Raw genomic sequence first — 22,813 nt, 5'->3', positions numbered from 1 at the left:
GTCATGGCTCCGGCGCAGCCCTCTCCCTCTGAAGGGAAAGGACCACGCCGCCGGCGAACGCGAGATTTGCTCAGTGGACCGAGGCCAGAAGCTTGGCACCCTTGGCTTCCAGCTCGAGCCGTCCATCCTGATGCGGACGCTCGCGGGCCAGCGCGGTGATCCCCTGCACGAAGTCGAAGATCGATGCGGGCGGGTGCCCCTCTTCCTGCAGCACGCTGCGGATGATCCGCTCGCTCTCGCCCTTCGAGAAGCCGCGTTTGCGCAGGAAGGTCTGCCGATCGTCATCGTCGCGCGCGACGATCGCGGCCCGAGCGGCCTTGATGCCGTTCATAAAGGAGACCGGCGAGGAAGAGGCGAAGCGTTCGAGCGCGGGCGCCGCTTGCTGCGCGAAGCGACCGGCCGCGAACTTGCTGTGCCGGATGCTGATCTCTTCGAAGCCCTCGGCGCCCCAGATGTTCCGGTTCATGCAGACGGCGCGAAGATAGAAGGTCGCCATGCCGAGGGCTTTCGACCCGACCTCGCTGTTCCAGCAGTAGAAGCCGCGGAAGAAGAGGTCGGGATCGCCGTTGGGCAGACGACCGGCCTCGATCGGATTGGCGTCGTCGACAAGGAAGAGGAAGACGTCGCGGTCGCTGGCGTAGAGCGTCGTCGTATCTTTCATGACCTCGACGAAGGGATTGTGGCGCATCGTCGACCAGTCGAGGAGCCCCGGCACCTTCCACCGCGTGTCGCCAGTGCCATTGCCCGCGATCTTCATGACCGCGGCGACAAGCTCATGATCCCAGATGCGGCCATAATCGGGGCCGGTCACGGCACGCAGCTCGGTGCGCCCGTCGCCGGTCTCGAGCGTCTTCACCAATTCCCCGCGATGCGCGAGCAGACCGTGCTGCATGTTGATGCCCGCCAATGCGGCGGGAAGCTGGCGCAGATAGGCCGACGGCGCCCCGACGAGACTGCACATTTGCCCGAAAGACCAGTGCGTGGGTGCAACCGGCGCTTCGCGGTCGGGAAGGAGCAGGCTCAGTCGCTCGGGTTCGTCGGGCGCGGCGATGACGCGAATGGCGCGGGTTTCGACAGTCCGCGCAGTCGCGGTCTCGGCCCGCGCGCGCACTGCATCATAAAGGTCGGAGAGCGACAGGTAGCGCTCGTCGTCGGGCCGGGAGAACCATTCGGACGAGACGCGGCCGATGCGCCGGCCTCGCGAGATATCGACCTTGTAGCCCGGGGACGAATCGCGGGCGAGGGTGCTGGGTAGAAGTGTCATGGCGTGTCTCCGCGACGGGTCCGGAAGACTCTCTCCCGGTTTCAACCCGTCACCTGGCCCCTCTCTCCTCTCCCTCTGCGGCCGCCGAAGGGGGCCGCGCTTCGCGGCGGGACATCGCACCACCGACGCAGGTGCCGGCCGAGACCGCTTGCTGCTATCGCAATCGGGTGCGCGCCAGGTCCGGCTGGATGGGCCTGCTTCGGCGGTTATCCGTCGGTCAGATCGTAGAGGCTGCGATCATCCTGTGGGTGCGGCTCGAACTTCGGCAATAAAGTCGAGAAGAGCGGGCGCGATGAACCGACCGAAATCGCGGCTTGTTTTCACGTTCGATGACAGCGAAGCCGCCGCCAATCGGCCACGGGGAATGATGCTCGCAAGCTCTTCGGCCAGCGACTGCGGGTGTCTCGCGTCGTCACCCGCGAACAAGATGACCGGAACGGAAATGACGGCAAGCTCTTCGGGATCTTTAAAGGATCGGTCGCGACCGATCGCCGCAGCCGCGGCAATGCTCTCCGCATCGGAACGCGGGATCGCCTCGCAAACCATCGCGCCGATGATCGGAGATAGATGCGGCAAGAGGGGCTCCCATCCGGCCAGAATGCCGTCACGCTGTACTCGCAAGGCGAACGCCTCCATCATCCGGATTTCAGCCTCCTTTGCCTTATCGTCCTCGATATCCTCGATCCCGATCGCGATGACAGCCAGAACATAGGTCGGAAGATCCACCGCGAAGCGGAGTGCTATCGTCGATCCAAGTCCGGCGCCTCCGATGATGGCGCGCGAGAAACCAAGGGCGTCAAGCAACGCGACTGCATCGGATACATATTGGGCCCAAGTGTGGCGCGCCGTGTCGCGACATCGCGATCGGCCATAGCCGCGCACATCGGGAAGTATTACCGCATATTCGTCCGGGATTGTCTCGATCAGGGGCAGGAACATTGCGTGATCGGGTCCGCCACCGTGGCATAGCAGGATCGGCGTTGGATTCTCGATCCCTGGAGCCGCCGCCGACACCCAGGCAGACAACTCACATCGATCATCGCCCAGAAACCGGATCTCGGCCAGAGCCGCTTGCCTCGACATGATCGCCTCTCCTTCATTCTCGGGCCTAGGCGGTGTCTGCAGCTTCGCCGTCGCGAAGAAAGCGAGCGACGATGCAGCCATCATCGCTTATTCCGTCGCGGCGGGCATCGTCTAGAATGCCCTCCAGTTCCAGCCTCCCGATCGGGTCGTCGTCATTTTCCAGGAGACCGCGGGCCGATCGTTCGACTTCGGCGACGTCGAGCGGCGAAAGGATAAGGCGGCAAAAATAGTCGATCGAAAATTCTTCGGCTGCAAACATAGAGATTAGTTCGATCGCCGTGGGGCAGGCGTTGTGCACATATCCGCTCTTGCGGTCGCGCCTCTTCAGCCAGTTGTCATAGCGTCGTGCGACGCGCTGGGAAGCAAGGGTGTCGTCGAACCAGCAATCCAGGATGAGCACGGCGCAGCGCGCGACGCGCGACGCCTCGCGCAATGCTCTCGGCAAATTCTCCGTATGATGTGCGACATAATCGAGCGTCACGACGTCGAAACTGCGGTCTTCGAATGGCAGCGCTTCGGCACGACATGAAATGACGTCCAAACCCCGGGATCGCGCGCGGACGCAAGCTTGGGTTTCCGGCTCGATCCCGACAGTGCGGGCGATGCCCGCTTCGCGCGCTGCGACGAGAAGATCGCCCGTGCCGCATCCGACGTCGAGTAAGGTTGCCGGCTTGAGAGCGACAATTTCGTCGAGCAATTGGCGCTTATATTCCCCATGGGGACGGGCGGCGGACGAACGCTTCGTGGACTGGATCATCATGGGTAGGCGCATAAGGTCTCCGTCGATTGCGAAGACGATGCTGAGCGTTGGAGACTATGTCCGATAGATGATATCAGGACATAATGAATTCACTATCCGACAAGAATGCTCCTTCGGTCTCGATCGAGGTGGAACGAGCCACATTCCATGCACGAAGCATCGGGGAGTGGCACCGGCACCCAGTAGTCCAACTGATATACCCGAGCAGGGGGGTCATGATATTGCACACCCGTGAGGGACAATGGGTCGTTCCGCCCCAGCAGGGCGTTTGGCTGCCCGCGGACCATGAGCATCGCGTCGAGACCTCGGGCGGTTTCGAGATGTACAGCATATATTGTTTCGGCAGCATTCTACGGAGGCTGCCGAAAGAAGCCGGGCTAACTTCCGTGAGCCCCTTGATGCGCGAGATCATTTTTGCGGCCGCAGGCACGGGCGCAGGGGCGCGTCAGCGGCATCTGGCCTTCCTCTTCGCCGACGAGATGGCGTTGAAAATATCGCCTGCCCTGACGATCCCGTCGGTCACAGCGCCCCGTATCGCGCAAATCGCCGCGGCACTCGATCGCAATCCCGGCGACCGGAGGAGCCTCGAAGCCTGGTCGGAGCAACTCCATATCTCGAGCCGAAGCCTTGCGCGGCTGTTCCAACGCGATACCGGAACAGGCTTTACCGCGTTTCGGAACCAGATTCGGCTCAAGGCCGCGCTCTTGCGGCTGGCGCAGGGCGAGGCGGTCACATCGATCGCGCTCGAACTCGGTTTTGGGACGGCGAGTAACTTTATCCGCTCGTTTCGCGAACTGACCGGTGTAACGCCGGCACGCTACTTTCCCGATCGCAAGCGGAATCGAGACAATTAGTCTCCCGCTCTCACCGAGAGTGGCTTGGCGCGCAAGTTTTTGCGCAATCGGCGCGTGACATTCTGTTTTACCTAGCTGGGAGTCGGCGAAGTTGTATAGACGACTTATGAACCCTTCGCTCACTCGAAAATCCCCCGCTTCAGAATCTCGGCCCCGCGAGGCAACCCGGCCGCCCGAAGAGACGGGAGGCGAGGTGATGCCCCGGTACGTCGCCATCAAGCAAAGCATTTGCGATGCAGTGCGGGACGGCCGCCTCAACCCAGGAGACCGGGTGCCGTCGGAAGCGGAGCTGGTTCAGCAGTTCGACGTTTCGCGGATGACCGCGAACCGCGCTCTACGCGAGTTGCAGGCGGCGGGCGTCGTCGTGCGGCGCGCCGGCAGCGGATCGTTCATCGCAGAGCCAAAGCCGATCGGCCAGATGATTGAAATCCGCAACATCGCCGAGGAAATCCGGGAGCGCGGTCATGCGTACCGCGCCCGCGTGATCCAGAACCGCGAAGAGCGCGCCAATGTAGAGACGGCGCCGCTGCTCGAGGTGTCCGTGGGCACGAAATTGTTCCATTCGATCATCGTCCATCACGAAGCCGAATTTCCGATACAGATAGAAGAGAGGTTCGTTCTCGCGTCGATCGCCCCCGACTATGGCACGCTCGACTTCACGCGGATGACACCAAATGAATATCTGACGCGCATTGCACCGCTCGAACGGGTCGAGCATCGCGTTTGCTCGACGATGCCCGACGAGCGGATGCGCGGCATGCTGGGATTGTCCGACGGCGAACCGGTGCTCCAGATGACGCGCCGGACTTGGAGCCGCTCGCGCCTTGTGTCGCATGCCTGGCTGACACACCCCGGAACACGCTTCGAGCTGTCAGCCGCCTTTTCGATCGACGATTGAGGCCGGTCAGCCGGTGCGGGTGACCACGACCGGCTTGCGGCGCCGGCGCAGCCAACGGAAGTCGGCTTTGCTGAAGCTTTTGAACAGCAGGTAGAAGCCGGTTCCCGACAGCCATAGTACACCGAAGGCGACGAAGATGATCAGCGGGTGGTTGAAGCTCGACCGGTTGATATAGTCCATATTGTGGAGCATCCAGAAGAAGTCCCATGTGCGCCAGGTATCGCCGCGCATCACGAGAAAGCGGGCGGTATCGAGCGAGACATAGGCGCTGCTGTTCTCGTCGTCCGCGAAATCGACGCGCCACATCGCCCCCTCATGATCGCGCGATTCGAGGTTCGGCTTGGCGATTACGCTCACCTCTCGGATCGGCGCCTCGTTCATCATGGAGGCGACTTCGCGCGCCATGGCCTCGTCGACCCGGATGTGCTCGCCGCTTGTCGCGTCGACGAGACGGACGCCTTTTGCGGAGCGCACTTCATAGACCGGCCGGGTTCCGAGATCGCGAAGGATCACGCCCGTGACAGGTTCGCCGCGCGGCAGGGCCGCCACGTCGAAATATTCCCCCGGTGGCAGTGGATGCGCATGCGACATCCCGCCGCCGTGCCCGCCGACCTTATCCTTGTCGAGCAGCGCCATCACCGATCCGCTGAGCGCCCAGAGCAGGAACTGGAGACCCAGGATCAGCCCGACCCATTTGTGGATGCGCCGGAAGAAGAGCGGCGTCAGTCGGATGCGTTTCATGCCTGCTTCCTCTTGCGGCGTTTGAAGGACCAGATCAGCAACCACGCCCCGCTGATCGCCATCGCGAAGACGCTCCAGGTCGCGACGCGGAGCAACGGGTTGTTGACGTCGGTCCGCTCATCATAGTCCATGATGTGGAGCATCCACGCGAAGTCGAACACGCGCCACAATGCGTGCCGGCGCGAGATAAGCTCACCGGTCGTCGGCGACAGATAGAGCGTCGGGCGGTTCCAGCCCTCGAACTCGACCTGCCAATAGGGCGGCTTGCGCGACTGCATTTCCTGTGGCGCTTCGGTCAACAGCCGCACCGACACGATCTTGCCGTCGCCGGTGTAGATGCGCCGCGCCTGCTCGCGGACCTGGGACTCGGTAAGCGCAGGCAGCGGCGCACCCGAGCGGGCATCGAACAGCCGCGCCCCTTCGGGAGTTTCAGCGCGCCAGACGGGGCGATCGAAGAACCGCTGCAAGCGAACCTCGGACGCACCGGGCGCGGCCGCAACGATCCGCGACGGCGGCGCGAGGCCCGCGAGGTCGAAGGGCTGAACCATCGGCGCGCGCACGAGATGGTCGCCATGGATGGTGTCGATATGCACGACCACCATGTAGAAGCCGGTCAGCGTCCAGAGCAGCGCCTGGACGGCGACCACCAAGGCCAGCCATTTATGCGTTCGCCGGACGAGCAGCGGCCAACGGATCGCCATATCGATTACCCTCAGAACGCGGTGCGGAAGCCGACGTAGAAACGCCGTCCGAGCAGGTCATAGGTCATCGTGTCGGTGTTCGCATCGGTGAAGCTCTGGATATAGGGCGCCTTGCGATCGAAAAGATTGTCGACACCGACCTGGAACCGGGTCTTCTCGTCGATTTCGAAAGCGACCTGGAGATTGTGGTAGAAGACATTCGGCGTGCTGTAGCCGATGTCGCCGGGGGCCGCATTGAAGTCGGTCGCCTTGCCGATCCACTGGGTCGACCAGGTCGCGCTGACCCCGTCCTTTTCAGCGGTCAGCACGCCATAGCCGCGCCATTTCGGATAGCCGCCATTGCCGCCGCCGATAAAGCCGTCGAAGTCGATCGGCGCGCCGCCGGGGAAAGGCAGGACCACATATTTGTTGAGATAGGTCACGTTGACGTCGAGCGAGACGTTCACGCTGCCGATGTCATTGTTGTAAACGAGACCCAGATCGAGGCCGTTCATTTCTTCGCGGCCCGTGTTGATCGGTTGCGCGGAGAGGAAGGTAACCTCGCCGGTCAACGGGCTGCGGGTAAAATCTTCGCAGAAGGGATGCGAAAGATTCTGGCTCGCATAACAAATGCTGAGCTTTGTCGAGCCCGGAATAGCACGGATCGCATCCTTGATCTTGATGTCGAACCAGTCGGCAGTGAGCGAGAGTCCCGGAACCAGTCCCTTCGGTGAAATCACCGTCCCGACGGTCCAGGTCGTCGAGCTTTCGGGTTTCAGATTCTCGTTGCCGCCGACCGTTGTCAGGATCGTTGTACCGAGCTGAACATAATTGGCCGGCACGCCCGACGCCTGACAATTGGCGATCAGTGTCGCATTGCCGCTGGTCGAATAGCGCGAGCAGGGGTCGGTGGTCGTCAGATTGCCCTCGGAGACGCCGCCGAACAATTCGGGGACGTTCGGAATGCGAAAGCCGGTGCCGTAGGTGCCGCGCAGGCGGAAGCTGTCATTGATGACCCAGTCGACGCTCCCCTTGTAGTTCCAGTCGCTGCCGAACAGGTCGTAGTTCGAGTAGCGAACCGCGCCGTCGAGGGTAAGCGACTGGAAGAAGGGTGTGTCGGCCAGAACGGGCACCGACAGTTCGAGATAGGCTTCCTTCGCCGTGCTCGTTCCGGAGATCGGATCCTGCTGGTTGGTGTTGGCAATACCGAGCACCGTCAGCGGATCGGGATCGCGCCAACCCTTTTCCTTGCGATAGACGACACCCGCCGCGAAGGAGACGGGGCCTGCGGGCAGCTTGAAGAGATCGCCGTTGATATCGGCGGTGACCGTCGCAAGCTCGTTGCCGCCGCGGTCGCGCGACGTGAACAGGATATAGTCGAGAACCTCCGGGGTCAGGTCGCCGAACCCGAGATAGTCGGCGCAGGGGATCGTGGCACCGGCAGCAAGACTGCACTTGGTCGTATCGAGGGAATTCGCCACTCGCTCGAGATTGGCGATGTTGGTCGAACCATCGACCGCGGTGTTGCGGCCGAAGGCGCCCGCGATTTCCCATCCCCAATCGTTAGAGAGCTTGCCGCGGAGGCCAAACGTACCCTGCCAGGTATCGGTTTCCTGGAAGAATTGGCGCGGGCCGGGCTCGGCGAGGCGGCGCTGGATGAGGACGATATTCTGCCCCGTCGGATTGGTGGGATTGCTCGCCGCGATCGAGAGGTTGCGCAGCGTTCCGGGCGTCGCGATCTGATTCGACTTGCGGAAGGTGTAAAGGAATTCGCCGAACGCCTCGATATTGTCAGTGATGTCATAGTCGGCGAAAAACGCCGTGCTCACGCGCTCGACCGGGCTCACCGCGTTGAGGAACGGGTTCGAGTTGAAGTTGTGCTTGGCAGCGCTGTACGGCTCGAAGAAGTTGCCGTTACCGCCCAGCACCTGATTGAAGTTGATCTGCTGGCCGTTCGGCAGCACCGCGCGGCCGCCGATCGTCGAGGCGCTGTTCACGCAGCTCAGCATGCCGGGCGTGGTTTCGGCAAGCGAGCAAGGCGCGCGCGTTGCCATATTGACCGCGCTCGTCTTCTGATAGGTGACCGCCGCCATGAAACCGCCGCGATCGTTGCGGACGCCCCACAGGAGGTCGGCGGTGAAGTCCGAGCCATCGCCCTTTTCGGTGATGCCTTGGCGCACGCTGAGGCCGAGGCCTTCATAGTCAGTGCGGGTCACGAGGTTGACCACGCCCGCCATCGCGTCGGCGCCATAGATCGCCGAGGCGCCGTCCTTGAGCACATCGGTGCGCGCGAGCGCCGCGACCGGGATCATGTTAAGATCGGGCGAGGAGTTCGCGCCGGTGCCGCCCGCGACGAGGCGGCGGCCGTTGAGCAGAACAAGCGTGCGCTTGATGCCGAGACCGCGCAGGTTCACCTGCGCCGTGCCATATCCATTGTTCGCCCAATAGGCGGAGGTCTGGTTGCCTGCGAAGCCGGCGTTGGCGGGAAGGCGCTGCAGCACCGTCTCGATATTGACGACGCCGGTGTTCTCGATCTGCTCGGCCGACACGACGGTCGCGGGGCCGACGCCCGCGAGATCCTGGCGACGAATGCGCGAGCCGGTCACGACGATGTCCGATCCGTTCGGAGCATCCTCCGCGGCGGGTGACTGCGTCGCAGCATCGCTCTGCGCGAGCGCTGGCGTTGCAAAGGTCGCGACCGCTGCGGCGCTGGCGAGCAAAATTGTCCTGGTCATCATAGCGAAACCCCCTGATGGTTGGCTGATTCCCCTCAGAGAGCATCAAATGTATATACAGGTCAATAGGAATTTATTGAATCATATCAATTGGTTATGAAGTAAATTCCGGGCGCACGATACTTACTAGATACGCACCCCAAAGCTCTACCCCTCATCAATTTTGAAATTTTTTCCGGCCTGAGCCTTTTCGCGCAAGGAGCCGGCGGGCCCCTCCCTCGGCTTGCTTATGAAATGACATGATTAAGTGGGTCGGCACAGCTTGGGGGCGCGACCGACTTGAGCCGCTCAATGCGAAAGTATCTGTTCGAGAAAGGTCCGTGCGCGCTCGCTTTTCGGCGCGGCGAAAAAATCTGCCGGCCTTGCGTCTTCGATGATCTGGCCCTGATCCATGAAAAGCATGCGATCGGCCGCCTCGCGCGCGAATCCCATTTCGTGCGTCACGCACACCATCGTCCGTCCTTCGCCGGCAAGGGACGTCATCACATCGAGTACCTCCTTGATCATCTCGGGATCGAGCGCCGATGTCGGCTCGTCGAAGAGAAGAATCCGGGGCTCCATCGCCAGAGCGCGGGCTATCGCGGCCCGCTGTTGCTGCCCTCCCGAGAGCTGCCCCGGATATTTGCCCGCCTGGTCGCCAATCCTCACCTTGTCCAAATAGGATATGGCGCGCGCCTCCGCCTCCGGAAGAGACAAGCCGCCGAGCAGGACGGGCGCGAGGGTGCAATTCTCCAGCACCGTCTTGTGCGGGAACAGATTGAACTGTTGAAAGACCATGCCGACGGCGCGGAGCGCCGCAACGGCCTCCCGCGACGCGTCGGTTATCCTGGTTCCCTCGATCAGGACGGCACCGGAGTCGGGCACCTCGAGCCTGTTCATGCAGCGAATGAGCGTCGATTTGCCGGAGCCTGAAGGGCCGCAAATCACGATCCGCTCGCGCGGGGCGATTTCGAGGTCGATCGAGCGGAGGGCATGATAGGCGCCATAATATTTGTCGACCTGCCGCAAGCTGACGGCCGCGTGGCCCGAGGCGTCGGTCATGACGCCTGCCCCCGGCCGCGGAGCGCTCGTACCCGCGCGAAGGCTGCGGCGAGGTCGGCGATCAGATCCTGCGGCGCTTCGAGGCCGGCGTGAATGCGGATCAGCGCCCCATCTGCCTCGCCATTGGGAAAATCGCGGATCGGAGCGGGCCACGCCGGAACCGCGAGACTTTCGAAGCCGCCCCAGCTCGAACCGAGCTGGAATAGCGAGAATTCGTTGAAAAAGGCGCTGGTTTCGGGCGGGGTCAGGCCATCGAGCTGAACACCGAACAATCCGGAAGCACCGGTGAAATCCCGCTTCCAGATTGCATGGCCGGGGTCGGCGGGATGAGCCGGATAGCGGACCGCAACCACTTCGGGTTGCTGGGCGAACCATTCGATCAGCGTCGCTGCGGTGCGCTGGTGGCGTTCAAGGCGCGCATCGAGCGTCCTGATGCCCCGGTGGACCAGATAGCAATTGTCGGGACTCGCGCAGTTGCCCCAGCGCGCCGCCGCGTCCTTGAGCTGGCGGTAGACGGCATCGCTGGCCGCCGTCATCGTGCCGAGCAGACAGTCGGAGTGCCCCGAGAGATATTTGGTTGCCGAAGCAAGCGAGATGTCGACGCCATGGGCCAAGGGCTTGAAGAAGAGCGGCGTCGCCCAGGTGTTGTCGAGAGCGGTCAATATGCCCCGGCTGCGCGCAACCGCCGTGATCGCGGGGACGTCGATCATATCGAATGTCTGCGAGCCCGGGGTCTCCATATAGATGAGCCGGGTGTTGCTGCGGCACAGCCCGGCAATCTCCGCTCCGATATCGGGCCGGAAATATTCCACCTCGACCCCGAAACGCGCGAGAACGTCGGTCAGAAACTTGCGGGTCGGCCCATAGACGCAGTCCGCGACGAGCAGATGGTCGCTCCCGGCCACGAAAGCCGTGAGGGCTAGCGCGATTGCGCTGGTTCCGGACGAGGTGATGACGGTCGCGCAGCCGCCTTCGAGTTCGCTGACAGCCTCGGCGAGCGCAAAGGTCGTTCGCGTTCCGTACAGACCATAGATGACCTCGTCGTAGAGCCCTTGGTGCCGGTCCATATAGGCGTCGACGCTGTCGTAGATAATGGTGGAAGCTCGATCGACGGGCGGATTGATAAGGCCCCGCTGATCGCGCGGGCGGGGACCGCCGTGCACGGCACGCGTCGGATCTTGCCAGGCGGTTCCTTTCGGGCTCGCCGGCTCCTCGGGCCATTTTCCGTCATGATTATCCTGCATAGTTTAGTTTCCGTTCGATCTTCATGCTGAGCCGGGACAGGGAGAAGCAGAGGAAAAAGAAAATTGCCCCGGTGAAAAGATAGGCTTCGGCGAAATAGGGTCGCCATTGCGCCTCGACGTAGGAGAGGCGGGTCGTCTGCAACAAATCGAAGACGCCGACGATGAGGACGAGCGTTGTATTCTTGACCTCGCTGATCGATGTGTTGACCAGCCCGGGCACGCTGACTTTCAGGGCCTGCGGCAACAGAATGTGGCGCCGCGTCTGCCATTTGGTGAGGCCAAGGGCATGGGCCGCCTCGGCCTGTCCGACGGGAATGGCCAGCAGGCCGCCCCGGATGACCTCCGCCATATAGGCGGCAGTGAAGAGAATGAGCGCGATCTGGACGCGTGGCAGGCTGTCGATCGAGAGATAGGAGGGCACGAACAACGGGAACAGGACCGCAGCGAGGAAGAGCACCCCAATCAGGGGTGTTCCGCGAACCAGCTCGATGAAAGCGATGCTCGGCCAGCGAACCCCGCGCCGCATCGACCTGCGGCCGAACGCGAGGAGTATAGCCAATGGAAAAGCGCCGACCACCGCAAGGCTCGCGAGCAGCAATGTGACCGGCAGGCCGCTCCACTTCTCCATCGGGACATAAGGAAGGCCCGCGAACCCTCCTCGTAACAGCAGTACCGCCACGGCGATTGCTCCGAGCCAGACAAGCCCGAGGCGGCTGCGCCAAAATCGGGGAACGAAGGAGAACGCAAGGCACGAAAGCAGCGCGGCCGCCGCTGCGGCGGACCGCCATTGCTCGGCTTCGGGATAGGTGCCAAACAATATGAGCCTCGCATTTTCGCGGAGGAACGGCCAGCAAGCACCGCTGGCCAACCGGCAATCGGCGGCGCCCCCGGCGAAGGTCGCGTCGAATAGCAGCCACGAGAGTCCCCTGCCGACGAAAGCCGCGGTCATAGCGAGGATCGCGATGGTCAATATCGACTGGCGCCATCCCTTGAAGAGATTGCGCCGCATCCACGACGGCCACGCGGCCACCGAGCGCAGCGGAAAGGGTTCGAGGGGCGACGACTGGATGCTGCGGCCGGGCTGCCCGGCAGCGCTCCAGCCCAACCGGCGGGCATAGCGGTCGGTAACGAACGACAAGGACAGCGAGAGCAGGAGAAAGGTCGCGACGATCAGGCCGACGCCTTCGATCGCCTGGCCTGTCTGGCTGATGACGGTGTCGACCACCGAGACAAACTCGGGATAACCGATCGCTACCCCCAGAGAGCTGTTCTTGATCGTGTTGAGATGCCAACTCGTCATCGGCGGTATGGCGATGCGCAGCGCTTGCGGCATCACGATCCGTCCCATTGTTTGCGCGGGCGACAGGCCGAGCGCTTTGGCGGCCTCGCTCTGCCCTGCGGGAACGGCGAGGATCGCGCCGCGGAATATCTCGGCCAGATAGGCCGAGGCATAGACCGAAAGGCTGGCGACCAGCGTCAGAAACTCCGTGGAGAGCGACAATCCGCCGACGGTTCCGAAGCGCCCCGCCCGCGGCAGATCGATCCCGCCCCACAGCAAGAGCGGCACCAGGGAGATGCCGGCGAAGGCCAGCGCAGTGCGCGTGCGAACGGCTCCTCGCCGCACGGCACCCAGCAGGATCGCACAGGCGACGATCGCGATGAGAAAGACCGGCCGTCCCGGATCGGCCAAGGAGAGCGCGGGGAGGTGCAATCCCCGATTATCGAGGTCGAACGGTCCGACGGCGCCCGGGCCGGGTCCGGGCAGACCGAACAGCAGCGCGGCGTACCAGACGAACATCTGGAGCAGCAGCGGAATATTGCGAACCAGCTCGATATAAAGGCCGGAGAGCCTCGCAAGCAGCCAGTTGGACGACAGGCGCGCCATGCAGACCGCGAGGCCGAGCAAGGTCGAGAAGATGATGCCGAGCGCCGATATCAGGAGCGTGTTGAGAAGACCCACCGCCAGCGCCGCGGCATAGGAATCGCCCGGCGCGTAAGCAATCAGCGTTTCACCGATCGCGAAACCCGCCCGGTCGAACAGGAAACCGAACCCCGTCCGGATGTTTCGGTCCGCGAGATTGTCCGCCAATGTCGCAAACAGGCCGTAGGCGACCACAAGCCCGCCCGCGATCAGCAGCCAGGGTAACGCAGCGATGGCAAGCCGCCTGTGTTTATGAGTCATCGCATCGGCAACGGGTAGATCAGCCCGCCGTCCCGATAGAGCTTATTCTGTCCGCGTTCGACGCCGAGCGGCGTAATGTGCCGGTCGAAGATTTCGCCATAATTGCCCGTCGCCTCGATCGCGCGATACGCCCAGTCATCGTCGAGGCCGAGCGACTTGCCGAATCCGGGCAGGCCGCCGAGCATCTTGCGCACTTCGGGGTCACGCGAGGCCATGCGCATGCGCGCTGCATTCGCGCGGGTGACCCCCATTTCCTCGGCAGCAAAGAGCGCGTTCAGCACCCATTTGTTGATCTCATACCATTGCTCGTCGTCGCTGCGCACGACGGGACCTACCGGCTCCTTGGTGAGTCGTTCGGGCAGCACAACATAATCGTCCGGATGCGCGGTATCGGCGAGACGGATCACGGTCAGCGTGAAGGCATCGGTGGTCATCGCGTCGCACCGCCCGGCAAAGAAGGCGAGCTTGGCTTCCTCGGGATTCTCGAACACGACCGACTGGAAACGCAGCCCCTTGCGCTCGAAATATTCGGCGGTGTTGAGTTCGGAGGTCGTCCCCTTGGTGATGCAGATCGATGCGCCATCGAGATCCGTCGGAAGCCGCACACCCGATCGCCGGGGCACCAGGAAGCTCTGCCCGTCATAATACATGGTGCCGACGAAATTCACCCCGAGGTCGGTGTCGCGCGTCAGCGTCCATGTCGTCGTCCGCGACAGGACGTCGGCCTCGCCCGTCTGCACGATCGTGAAGCGCTTGTTCGAGGCGACCGGCATGAACCGGACCTTGCGGGCATCGCCGAGGACCGCAGCGGCGAGCGCCCGGCAGTAGTCGACGAAGAACCCCTGCCAGCGCCCGCGCTTGTCGAGATAGGACATGCCGAGCTGCCCCGTATGAATTGCGCAATTGAGCGTTCCGCGCGCGCGAATCCGCGCAAGCGTCGACCCCTTCGCCGCGGCGATTTCATGCCCACCGGTGCCGGCGGGCTCGCGGCCGCAGCCGCCGAGTAACAGGGCGCCTGCGGCGAGCAGCGCCGGTAACCAGCGGCGCGATGCGTGCGACCTATTCATAAACGAGGCTTTCAATGCTAGCGCCATAAGAAATAGCTATAGGGAGCGATGTCCGATGAACCTGCGTCACCTCGAAGCCTTCAGGGCCGTGATGCTCTCGGGATCGGTCACCCAGGCCGCGCAGTCGCTCAACCTGTCGCAACCCGCGGTGAGCAAGATGCTTGCCGAGCTCGAGCATCAGCTGGGCTTTCAGCTCTTCCTGCGTTCGCGCGGCAGCGCGCTCACCGTGACGCCCGAAGCCGACGCCTTTTTCTACGAAGTCGAGCGGAGCTTCTCCGGTATTGCGGCCCTGAAGCGGGTAGCGGAAGACATCCGCAACATGGCGACCGGCACGCTCCGGATCGCCGCCCTCCCGGCGCTCGCGGTCAGTTTCCTGCCGCGCGTGATCGCGGCCTTTCGCGAGACGCATCCCGGCGTCACCGTTCAGCTCCAGACCCGCAGTTCCTCGACGGTGCGGCAATGGATGGCGAACCAGCAGTTCGACATCGGGCTCGCGACGCCGGCGCGCGAATTGCCCGGCATAAGGATGGAGCGCTTCCTGCGCTGCCCCGGCGCCTGCGTTCTCCCTGCCGGTCACCGGCTGGCCGTCAAGGACGTCATTCGGCCGGCCGATCTCGAGGGCGAGCCCTTCATTTCGCTCGCGCTCGAGGACGGCGTGCGTCACCGCATCGATCGCATTTTCGAGGACGCGGGCGTCCACCGCGAGATGGTCATCGAAACCCAATATGCGATGACCATCTGCGCGCTTGTCATGCAGGGGGTCGGATGTTCGATCCTCAACCCCGTGACCGCAGCGGATTATGCCGAGCGGGGCCTTACGGTCCGTGATTTCGCGCCGGAGGTCCATTTCGAATATATGCTCTTCACGCCGAAGTTGAGGCCGATGTCCCAAGTCGCTGCGGCCTTTATCGCGGTGCTCGAATCCCACCGCGACGCGATGTTCGGCTCCGACGCCAGCTGAAGACACAAGACGCCGCACGGCCCTCACGGCCACCGATCAGAAGGAGGCGGTCGCGCGAACGTACCAGAAGCCCCCGTTGAACCCCGTCGGCGCGAAGCGGAGATATCGGATCCCGTTGTTGATCTGGGATTGCCGCGCCTCGACGTCGGGGTAATTGTCGAAGATATTCTCGCCGCCGACCGCAAGCTTGAGCATGTCGCTGACCTTGTAGGACAGCTCGAGATCGACCAGCAGTTCGGCGCCGCCCGTCTGGTCGGCAGCCGGTGCGGCGCCATAGTCGGTCCATTTGCCATAATAGTTCGCGCGCGCGACGAAGCCGAAGCGCTCGCCCGCATAAGTGAAGGACGCATTGCCCTTCCACTTCGGAACGAAGCCCTCGAGTTCGAGCAGCCGCTCGCGGTCCGCAGTGATCACCGGCGAAGCCTTGATGACATCGGTTTTGGTATAGTTGCCGTTGAGGCCGAGCGTGGCCTTGCCGCCGCCGAGGTCGAAGCCCACGGTGAGCACCGCATCGACGCCCTGGGTGCGGCTGTCGAAGGAGTTGGTGAAGAAGCTCACCTGCTGGAAGGAATCCCCACCGGGAATGCCAAGCGCCGCGAGCTGCGCGCGCTGCGCCGGGGTGAGATTGAAATTGCCCGATACGGCGATCCGGTCTTCGACCTTGATGTTGAAATAGTCGAGCGTGAAGGTGATGCGATTGGAGGGCTTCACCACGATGCCGCCGGCGACGTTGAACGAATTCTCGGGCCGAAGCGGCGTCGCGCCGAAGAATTGCGCCACCGGATTGTTGGGCGCGATAATGCCTGCGGTCAGCGGCGCCCCGGTTATCGAGTCGATGTTGGTCTGGACTTGCGAGGCGTTCGACTGGCCCGGCGTCGGCGCCCGAAAGCCGGTGTTGACCGATCCGCGCACCGCGAAGACGTCCGAGAAATCATATCGCCCGTTGATCTTCCAGGTGAATTTCGAGCCGAAGTCCGAGTAATTCTCGTAGCGGCCGGCAAGGCCGAACTGGAGCGCGTCGGTGAGATTGCCTTCGAGCGACGTATAGGCGGCCCAGTTGCTGCGCGCGAACTCGCCCGCCTGGATGGGACTGAAGCCCGGGAAGCCGTTCGAGCCGACCGGCAGTCCGACGCGGTTTCCGGTATCGGGATCGATGACCGACGCGAAAGGACCAACCTGCCATGATGCGATGTCGCCGGCCGTGATCTCATATGTCTCGCGCCGATACTCGAGACCGCCGGCAAGCGTCAGCGGATCGGAGGTGCCGATCGCGATGGGGTAAGTGAGATCGAGATTGAAAGCGAGTTCGCGCTGCTCGAGCTGCCCCGGCTTGAAGGATGTTGGCGACGCGAGGCCAAGCGACGGATTGACCGTATTTTCGATCCGGTAGGAAGCATGGTTCTGACCATAGGAAGCGCTGAGGTCATAGGTCAGGCCCGAGGAGAATTCGCCCTTGAGGCCGGCCGCAAGCGCCGCGTCGGTCACCGTGGCGCCGAAATCCGGCGTAAAGCCGCCGGGAAAGAGCTGGCGGAAGCTGAAGCGCTGTCCTCCGGGCGTATTGGTGAGCGGAATCGAGGTGGAAATGAAGCTGGCATTGGGGTTGCGGTAGAAGAAGGCCGTCGTGCCGCGGCTCCAGCTATAGTTGCCGAAGGTGTAGAATTCCATCTCGTCCGACAGTTCGATGCCGGCATTGACGAAGATGCGCGCCGCCTCGGATTCGGGATTTCCCCAGCGCTGCGCCGGGACCGGGACATCCTGAACGCCGGCATCGATGAGCGCCTGCGCGTCGGGACGCTGGATACCGCGCGACGTCGTGCTGGCGTTCACATATTCGCCGCTGATGTTGACGAAACCGGCGTCGGTGAAGGGAAGCCCGACATTGCCCTGGACGAGGAAATCCTCACCGTCGCCCTTGTAGAATTGGCCATAGCGGGCGATCAGCAATCCGCCTTCGCGATCGCGGCGCAGACCGAAATTGAGAACGCCGGCGATCGCATCCGATCCATAGAGCGCCGACGCGCCGTCACGCAGAACCTCCAGCTGGCCGATCGCGATCGACGGAATCGCCGAAAGATCGGGTCCCTGCGATCCCCGGATATAGGGAACATTGGTGAACTGGACCGTCGCGCCGCGATGGCGCCGTTTGCCGTTCACGAGCACCAGCGTCTGGTCCGGCGGCAGGCCGCGCAGCGAGAAAGGCCGGGTGAAAACGGCGCCGTCGTTGCTGACGAGGCGCTGGACGTTGAGCGACGGGACCTCGGTGCGGAGAAGATCGTTCATGTCGGCCGTGCCCTTTTCGAGCAGTTCGGCGCCGGTGATAATGTCGATTGGCTGGGCGGAATCGGCCGCCTTGAGATCGTTCCGCCGCGTGCCCGTCACAACGATTTCGCCCTGCGACGCGCCCGGCTGCGGCGCCTCTTTGGCGTTATCCTGCGCGAAGGCGGCGGCGGCCGAAATGCCTGCCAGGACGGCGATAATCGAGCCACTCGTGCGAAGCAATTTCTTCATGGTCCCCTCCCATTTGCGAAAGCTCTCGGCTTCGCCACCGAGCTATCTTCGCGGCCTTGGCATGACCAGAAATAATCACCACTCATCGCTACAAACGAGATGGTTATTCCATATGGTTATATCTCTCGCTGCGGCATCGAGCAGCGCCCGGTCGCTGTTACTCGATCCCTTCCCGGGGGTCCGTGTGGAACACAACGGCCTTTCTATCGGCGCCGAAGGTCAAGACTTCGAATGCTTCGACATTTCCGTTCGGGGAGCCGCGCGGCATGCCGGGCACGGCGAAGCCGGACATATCGCGCAGTTTGTCCTCGACCGCCCGGTCGACATGCCGCGTCGGCACATGCCCCTTATTTTTTGTCCATATCGTGCCCAGCATGAGGATCGGGTTCGGGTTCGACAGGTTTCGGCGTTTCCGGCGCGGCCTTTGCCCGTGGCGGCACAGCGGCCTTCGCGGCAGGTTCTTGCTTGGGGCGGGATTTCTCCGGAGGCACTGCCTCTTTGGTCGGCGCCGCCGGGGCAGACGCGGCGGGCGTCTCGTCCGCTACGGGCATGGTCTCGACCATTGCGGGCGGCTCACCGGCAGTGACCTCACTCTGTTCCGGTGTGACGTCGCTCTGCTGCGCGGGCTCAGTGCCGCATCCTGCCAGAGCAAATATCAGCGCGGCGGCGCTCGCCAGGGGAATGAATCTCGTCATATCTGTCTCCTCTTGGTGTCGGCAGGTCATGCGCGGAATTCAGAAACCTTGCCGTCGCTGCCGAACGCCATCACTTCGAATGCGTCCACGCTTCCGTCCGGCATTTCCATTCCTGGTGAGCCGCGCGGCATGCCGGGCACGGCGATCCCTCGAATGTCGCGTGGCTTGTCGTGAAGGAGCCTCGCGACATGCTGCATCGGCACATGACCCTCAATGGCATAGCCGCCGATAACTGCCGTGTGGCACGACGCCAGCTGGCCAGGCACACCATATCGCGTCTTTACGGCGGCCATGTCAGAGCGGTTCTCGACAGTCACATCATAACCCGCCTTGCGCGCGATATCCGCCCAAGCTTCGCAGCAGCCGCATTCGGGATCGCGATAAACGAGCATTCGCTTGGGGCTGGACGTCTCGGCGCCCGGCGCGGGCGCCGCGCCATTCTTATCGCTGGTCGCCGCCGGGCCCGAGGCAGAATTGCATGCCGCAAGCGCCATCCCCGATCCGACCGCAATCAGGCCGAAAAGATGACGGCGCGTCATCGGATTTTTCATGTCATTTCCTCGCGAGAATGGATTTCATCTGTTCGATTTCGGCCGCCTGCCCCGCGATGATGCCGCGGCAGAGTTCGCGTATCTCGGCATCTTTGAGAGAAGCCTGTTCACACATGAGGATCGCGCCCGAGTGATGCGGGATCATCGAACGCAAGAAGGCCGTGTCGCCGATCGTCGTCTGTGTCCGGATGAGCCCGAAGCTCCCGAAGAAGGCAACTGCCGATCCCAGCAGCAGGAACGTATTGAGACGTTTCGACGGGAACATGCCCGGCATTGCGACGATCATCAGCACGACCATCGGCGAGACCATCATCAGCGTCATGTAGAGCATGTTGAGATTATTGTAGAAGCTCGAGAGGCGGTCGATCATGACGAACATCACCAGATACATGATGACGCCGCTGACGATCGTCTGCAGCGCGAGGCTGCGATAGGCTGGTTTCACGGCATTTCTCCTCGACGTGTCGCCACCCCGCGAAACTTCTAGAACCAGGCCCGCACCCCCATCACGAAGCTGACGCCGCTCGCATCCTCGCCCGCGGCGCGGGCAAAACGCGCGGTATCGCCGACCTTGCGCGCCCATTCGACGCCGACATAAGGCGCGAATTCCTTCACGACCTCGTAACGCAGGCGAAGCCCGAGCTCGAAATCCGAAAGCCCCGAACCAACGCCGGTCTCGGGGACATCCTGGAGCGCAAAATTGACCTCCGCCATCGGCTGGAGGATCAGTTTCTGGGTGATGCGCTGGTCGTAATAGCCTTCGAGCCGGGCGAGCAGATCACCCTTGTTCGAAAGAAACAGCGCGCCCTCGACTTCGAACCAATAGGGGGCGAGCCCCTCGAAGCCGATCGTCGCATAGGTGCGGTCGGGGCCGGGCCCAAGATCCTGCCTGATACCCGCCTGCGCGTTGAAATAGGGTCCGATCGCCCGGCTGTAGAGCGCCTGTACCTCGGCGCTCTCGATGCCTTCGCCGAACACGCCCTCGCCTTCGCTCTTGATCGTCAGCCGGTTAATGTCGCCGCCGTACCAAGCCTCACCGTCCCAGCGGAACCCGTCGCGGCCCTTGCGCGCCTGATATTCGGCAAGGTTGAAGCTGATGAAAGCGATGGTCTGCGCACCATTCTCTTTCATCATGTCGTGGCGCGAATGCTCCATTTCGGCTTGGGGATAAATGCGATCGGCATACCAGTCGCCGGGAGGCGCAGGCGCGGTAGCATCGCCCGGCGGCAAATCGGTGCCGCTAGCGCTGCTCGTGGTCGCCATGCCTTCCATTCCCGCCATCGCGTCCGCAGATCCGCCCTTCGGGGTGCAATGGCCCATTTTGGCATGTTCGGGCGGGCAATCGGGATCGGACGGCTGCGGTGCGCCATGATCCATCGCACCCATGTCCGAAGCGCCCTTGCCTGGAGCTTCCGCCTCAGGCGTACAATGACCCATCGCCGCATGTTCGGGCGGGCAGCTTGAAGCCTCGGGTTCCATGTCCATGCCCTGCATGTTCCCATGGTCCATCTGCTCCATCGACCCTTCGGCGGGCGCTTCGGGCGCGGACTGCGCTACGGGTGCTGGCGTTGGCGAGGGAGCGGGTGTCGGCGCGGGCGCCGCACCATGCATCGAATGATCCATCGACTGCGCCGCGGCGGGCACAGCAAAGGCCAGCGGGGCGATACCCGCGAGGAGAAGCGCGACCCGGGTCATTCGCCGTCTCCCTTCGGACGGACGCTGACGACGCGCATCATCCCCGCGTGCATGTGATAGAGAAGGTGGCAATGGAACGCCCAGTCGCCGAGCGCGTCGGCGGTGAAATCGAAGCTCGCGATGCCGCCCGGCTGGACAAGCACCGTATGCTTGCGCGGCGACCGGTCGCCCTTGCCCGTCACCAGTTCGAAAAAATGGCCGTGGAGGTGGATGGGGTGGCTCATCATCGAATCGTTGATGAGGTTGATCCGCACGCGCTCTCCCTCGATGAAGGGGATGGGCTCGTGATAGTCGGACATCTTGATGCCGTCGAACGACCACATGAAGCGTTCCATATTGCCGGTCAGATGGATGTCGAGCGAGCGCGAGGCGGCGCGGGTATCGGGGTTGCGCTCGAGCGCGACAAGGTCATGGTAGGTCAGCACCTTGTGCCCGACATTCTCCAGTCCCTGCCCCGGCTCGCCCATGCGATCCATCGGCATCGGCGAGATCGTCTGAACGCTGGGATCGCGCTTGACCTGCGGCGCGACACTGAAGTCGCGCATGCTGTGCTGCATGCCTCCGCCAGATCCATGATCCATGCCCGCCATCGCGCCGCTTTCCCCCGCTGGCGTACAATGGCCCATCTTGGCATGTTCGGGAGGACAAGAAGGGTCGCTCGCCGGCATGGGCATGGCGCCCATATCGCCGCCCGAATGGTCCATACCCGCCATCGCGCCGCCCGACATGTCGCCCATGCCCATGTCCTTCATGGTCGCGAGCGGCCGTTCGCGGAGCGGCGGCACCTCGGCGACCATGCCAGCGCGCGGTGCGAGCGTCGCGCGTCCCATGCCCGAGCGGTCATTGGCCTCGGCAACGAGCGTATAAGCACGGTCCTCGACCGGGGTCACGATGACGTCATAGGTTTCGGCGACCGCGATCTGGAACTCGTCGATTTCGGTCGGCACGACATTGAGCCCATCAGCCTGGACGACGGTCATCCTGAGGCCCGGGATACGGACGTTGAAGATCGTCATCGCCGACGCATTGACGATGCGCAGGCGTACCCGCTCGCCGGGGCTGAAGAGCGCGGTCCAGTTGTCGCGCGGACCATGGCCGTTGACGAGGAAGGTGTAGGTCGAACCATTGACGTCGGCGACGTCGGTCGGGTCCATCCGCATCTTGCCCCAATCGATCCGCTCCTTGAGCGGTTGATCCTTGCCGGCAAGCAGGCCCGCCAGCGTCTGGCGCTGCATGTTGAAATGGCCGGGATTGACCTTGAGCTTGCGGAAGATCGCCTCGGGCGACAATTGACTGTGGTCGGACAGGACGACGACATGCTCGCGGTCGTAGCCGATCGGGTCGGCGCCCGCGGGATCGATGACGATCGGGCCATAATGGCCGAGCTGTTCCTGAAGCCCCGAATGGCTGTGATACCAATAGGTCCCCGATTGAACGACCGGGAATTCATAGACAAACTTCGAGCGCGGCTTGATCCCGGGGAAGCTGACGCCGGGCACGCCGTCCATCTGGAACGGCAGGATCAGGCCGTGCCAGTGAATCGAGCTGTCCTCGTCGAGATCGTTGACGACGGTGAGGCGCGCGTTTTGTCCCTCCTTCAGCCGGACGAGCGGCGCGGGCACGGTGCCGTTGATCCCGATCGCGCGACTGACCTTGCCGTCGATGCGCATCGTCTGGCGCGCGATGCGCAGCGTTATGTCATTGCCGGATACGGTCGGAAGCGGCGCGGTGATGCCGGACGACACCGGCTGGGCCCAGGCCGGGAACCATGCGGCCATCGCCGCAGCAGCCCCTCCACCCAAAGCTCCACTGACGAACCGACGCCTTTCCATCTGCATATTCTTTCCGACCGTT

General features: G+C 63.1%; 20 protein-coding genes and 1 pseudogene. 4 read left to right on the top strand and 17 right to left on the bottom strand.

Annotated features, from left to right (window positions below; translation table 11 throughout):
• Nucleotides 1-70 precede the first annotated feature (70 nt).
• The 3 genes from SKP52_RS22740 to SKP52_RS24890 all read right to left on the bottom strand — a co-directional run bounded on the left by SKP52_RS22740 (nt 71) and on the right by SKP52_RS24890 (nt 3,107).
• A complete protein-coding gene (locus SKP52_RS22740; protein ID WP_039578999.1) occupies nt 71-1,264 on the bottom strand; it encodes a hypothetical protein in 1,194 nt (397 codons plus the stop codon).
• Between the two features lie 237 nt (nt 1,265-1,501).
• On the bottom strand, nt 1,502-2,203 hold the full coding sequence (locus SKP52_RS22735; RefSeq protein WP_267128071.1) for an alpha/beta fold hydrolase: 702 nt from the start codon (nt 2,201-2,203) through the stop codon (nt 1,502-1,504).
• Nucleotides 2,204-2,372: 169 nt separating this feature from the next.
• Nucleotides 2,373-3,107 carry a class I SAM-dependent methyltransferase gene (locus SKP52_RS24890; protein ID WP_052181955.1) on the bottom strand — a complete coding sequence of 245 codons (735 nt, stop codon included), beginning with the start codon at nt 3,105-3,107 and terminating at the stop codon, nt 2,373-2,375.
• 83 nt (nt 3,108-3,190) lie between these two features.
• Here SKP52_RS24890 and SKP52_RS27505 point away from each other — a divergent pair.
• From SKP52_RS27505 to hutC, 3 genes and pseudogenes are all read left to right on the top strand, one after another.
• A pseudogene (locus tag SKP52_RS27505) lies at nt 3,191-3,439 on the top strand (AraC family ligand binding domain-containing protein); the annotation flags it as partial.
• Between the two features lie 66 nt (nt 3,440-3,505).
• Nucleotides 3,506-3,961, top strand: a complete 456-nt coding sequence (locus SKP52_RS27120; protein ID WP_052181954.1) for a helix-turn-helix transcriptional regulator — start codon at nt 3,506-3,508, stop codon at nt 3,959-3,961.
• Nucleotides 3,962-4,157: 196 nt separating this feature from the next.
• Nucleotides 4,158-4,859, top strand: coding sequence for a histidine utilization repressor (hutC, locus tag SKP52_RS22720; RefSeq protein ID WP_052181953.1), 702 nt, complete (start codon nt 4,158-4,160; stop codon nt 4,857-4,859).
• A 6-nt stretch (nt 4,860-4,865) separates the two neighbouring features.
• Here hutC and SKP52_RS22715 read toward each other — a convergent pair whose 3' ends face one another.
• The 7 genes from SKP52_RS22715 to SKP52_RS22685 all read right to left on the bottom strand — a co-directional run bounded on the left by SKP52_RS22715 (nt 4,866) and on the right by SKP52_RS22685 (nt 14,549).
• Nucleotides 4,866-5,600, bottom strand: coding sequence for a PepSY domain-containing protein (locus SKP52_RS22715; RefSeq protein ID WP_037553306.1), 735 nt, complete (start codon nt 5,598-5,600; stop codon nt 4,866-4,868).
• Nucleotides 5,597-6,301, bottom strand: a complete 705-nt coding sequence (locus SKP52_RS22710; protein WP_039578997.1) for a PepSY domain-containing protein — start codon at nt 6,299-6,301, stop codon at nt 5,597-5,599. Before SKP52_RS22710 ends, SKP52_RS22715 begins: the two co-directional genes overlap by 4 nt.
• An 11-nt stretch (nt 6,302-6,312) precedes the next feature.
• The gene (locus SKP52_RS22705; protein ID WP_037553305.1) at nt 6,313-9,018 is read right to left on the bottom strand and encodes a TonB-dependent receptor domain-containing protein; all 2,706 of its coding nucleotides are present in this window, start codon (nt 9,016-9,018) and stop codon (nt 6,313-6,315) included.
• Between the two features lie 285 nt (nt 9,019-9,303).
• Nucleotides 9,304-10,056, bottom strand: a complete 753-nt coding sequence (locus SKP52_RS22700) for an amino acid ABC transporter ATP-binding protein (RefSeq protein WP_039578994.1) — start codon at nt 10,054-10,056, stop codon at nt 9,304-9,306.
• The gene (metC, locus tag SKP52_RS22695) at nt 10,053-11,300 is read right to left on the bottom strand and encodes a cystathionine beta-lyase (RefSeq protein ID WP_052208761.1); all 1,248 of its coding nucleotides are present in this window, start codon (nt 11,298-11,300) and stop codon (nt 10,053-10,055) included. Before metC ends, SKP52_RS22700 begins: the two co-directional genes overlap by 4 nt.
• Nucleotides 11,290-13,482 (bottom strand): ABC transporter permease subunit, encoded by a 2,193-nt coding sequence (locus SKP52_RS24880; RefSeq protein ID WP_228383750.1) that lies wholly within the window; start codon nt 13,480-13,482, stop codon nt 11,290-11,292. The genes metC and SKP52_RS24880 overlap by 11 nt, the downstream gene beginning before the upstream one ends.
• Nucleotides 13,479-14,549 carry an amino acid ABC transporter substrate-binding protein gene (locus tag SKP52_RS22685; protein ID WP_003046368.1) on the bottom strand — a complete coding sequence of 357 codons (1,071 nt, stop codon included), beginning with the start codon at nt 14,547-14,549 and terminating at the stop codon, nt 13,479-13,481. The genes SKP52_RS24880 and SKP52_RS22685 overlap by 4 nt, the downstream gene beginning before the upstream one ends.
• A gap of 55 nt (nt 14,550-14,604) precedes the next feature.
• On the opposite strand from SKP52_RS22685, the gene SKP52_RS22680 reads away from it, so the two are divergent.
• Nucleotides 14,605-15,510, top strand: coding sequence for a LysR substrate-binding domain-containing protein (locus tag SKP52_RS22680; protein WP_003046376.1), 906 nt, complete (start codon nt 14,605-14,607; stop codon nt 15,508-15,510).
• 36 nt (nt 15,511-15,546) lie between these two features.
• Here the strand turns inward: SKP52_RS22680 and SKP52_RS22675 are convergent, their stop codons facing one another.
• From SKP52_RS22675 to SKP52_RS22645, 7 genes are all read right to left on the bottom strand, one after another.
• Nucleotides 15,547-18,018 carry a TonB-dependent receptor plug domain-containing protein gene (locus tag SKP52_RS22675; RefSeq protein WP_039578990.1) on the bottom strand — a complete coding sequence of 824 codons (2,472 nt, stop codon included), beginning with the start codon at nt 18,016-18,018 and terminating at the stop codon, nt 15,547-15,549.
• A gap of 157 nt (nt 18,019-18,175) precedes the next feature.
• The gene (locus tag SKP52_RS22670) at nt 18,176-18,394 is read right to left on the bottom strand and encodes a DUF411 domain-containing protein (protein WP_077031244.1); all 219 of its coding nucleotides are present in this window, start codon (nt 18,392-18,394) and stop codon (nt 18,176-18,178) included.
• A complete protein-coding gene (locus SKP52_RS26325; RefSeq protein ID WP_137890128.1) occupies nt 18,366-18,713 on the bottom strand; it encodes a hypothetical protein in 348 nt (115 codons plus the stop codon). The genes SKP52_RS22670 and SKP52_RS26325 overlap by 29 nt, the downstream gene beginning before the upstream one ends.
• Before the next feature lie 26 nt (nt 18,714-18,739).
• Complete coding sequence (locus tag SKP52_RS22660; protein ID WP_039578984.1) at nt 18,740-19,264, bottom strand: DUF411 domain-containing protein; 525 nt, start codon at nt 19,262-19,264, stop codon at nt 18,740-18,742.
• Nucleotide 19,265: 1 nt separating this feature from the next.
• Nucleotides 19,266-19,655: a DUF305 domain-containing protein gene (locus SKP52_RS22655; RefSeq protein WP_223181178.1), complete on the bottom strand. Its 390-nt coding sequence runs from the start codon at nt 19,653-19,655 to the stop codon at nt 19,266-19,268.
• A gap of 92 nt (nt 19,656-19,747) precedes the next feature.
• Nucleotides 19,748-20,959 carry a copper resistance protein B gene (locus tag SKP52_RS22650; protein ID WP_003046391.1) on the bottom strand — a complete coding sequence of 404 codons (1,212 nt, stop codon included), beginning with the start codon at nt 20,957-20,959 and terminating at the stop codon, nt 19,748-19,750.
• Nucleotides 20,956-22,791 (bottom strand): copper resistance system multicopper oxidase, encoded by a 1,836-nt coding sequence (locus SKP52_RS22645; protein WP_374046507.1) that lies wholly within the window; start codon nt 22,789-22,791, stop codon nt 20,956-20,958. The genes SKP52_RS22650 and SKP52_RS22645 overlap by 4 nt, the downstream gene beginning before the upstream one ends.
• Nucleotides 22,792-22,813 lie beyond the last annotated feature (22 nt).

It is taken from the genome of Sphingopyxis fribergensis (genome assembly GCF_000803645.1).
In the GTDB taxonomy this organism is placed as follows: Bacteria; Pseudomonadota; Alphaproteobacteria; order Sphingomonadales; family Sphingomonadaceae; genus Sphingopyxis; species Sphingopyxis fribergensis.
This window is presented reverse-complemented; position numbering and strand designations above follow the sequence as displayed.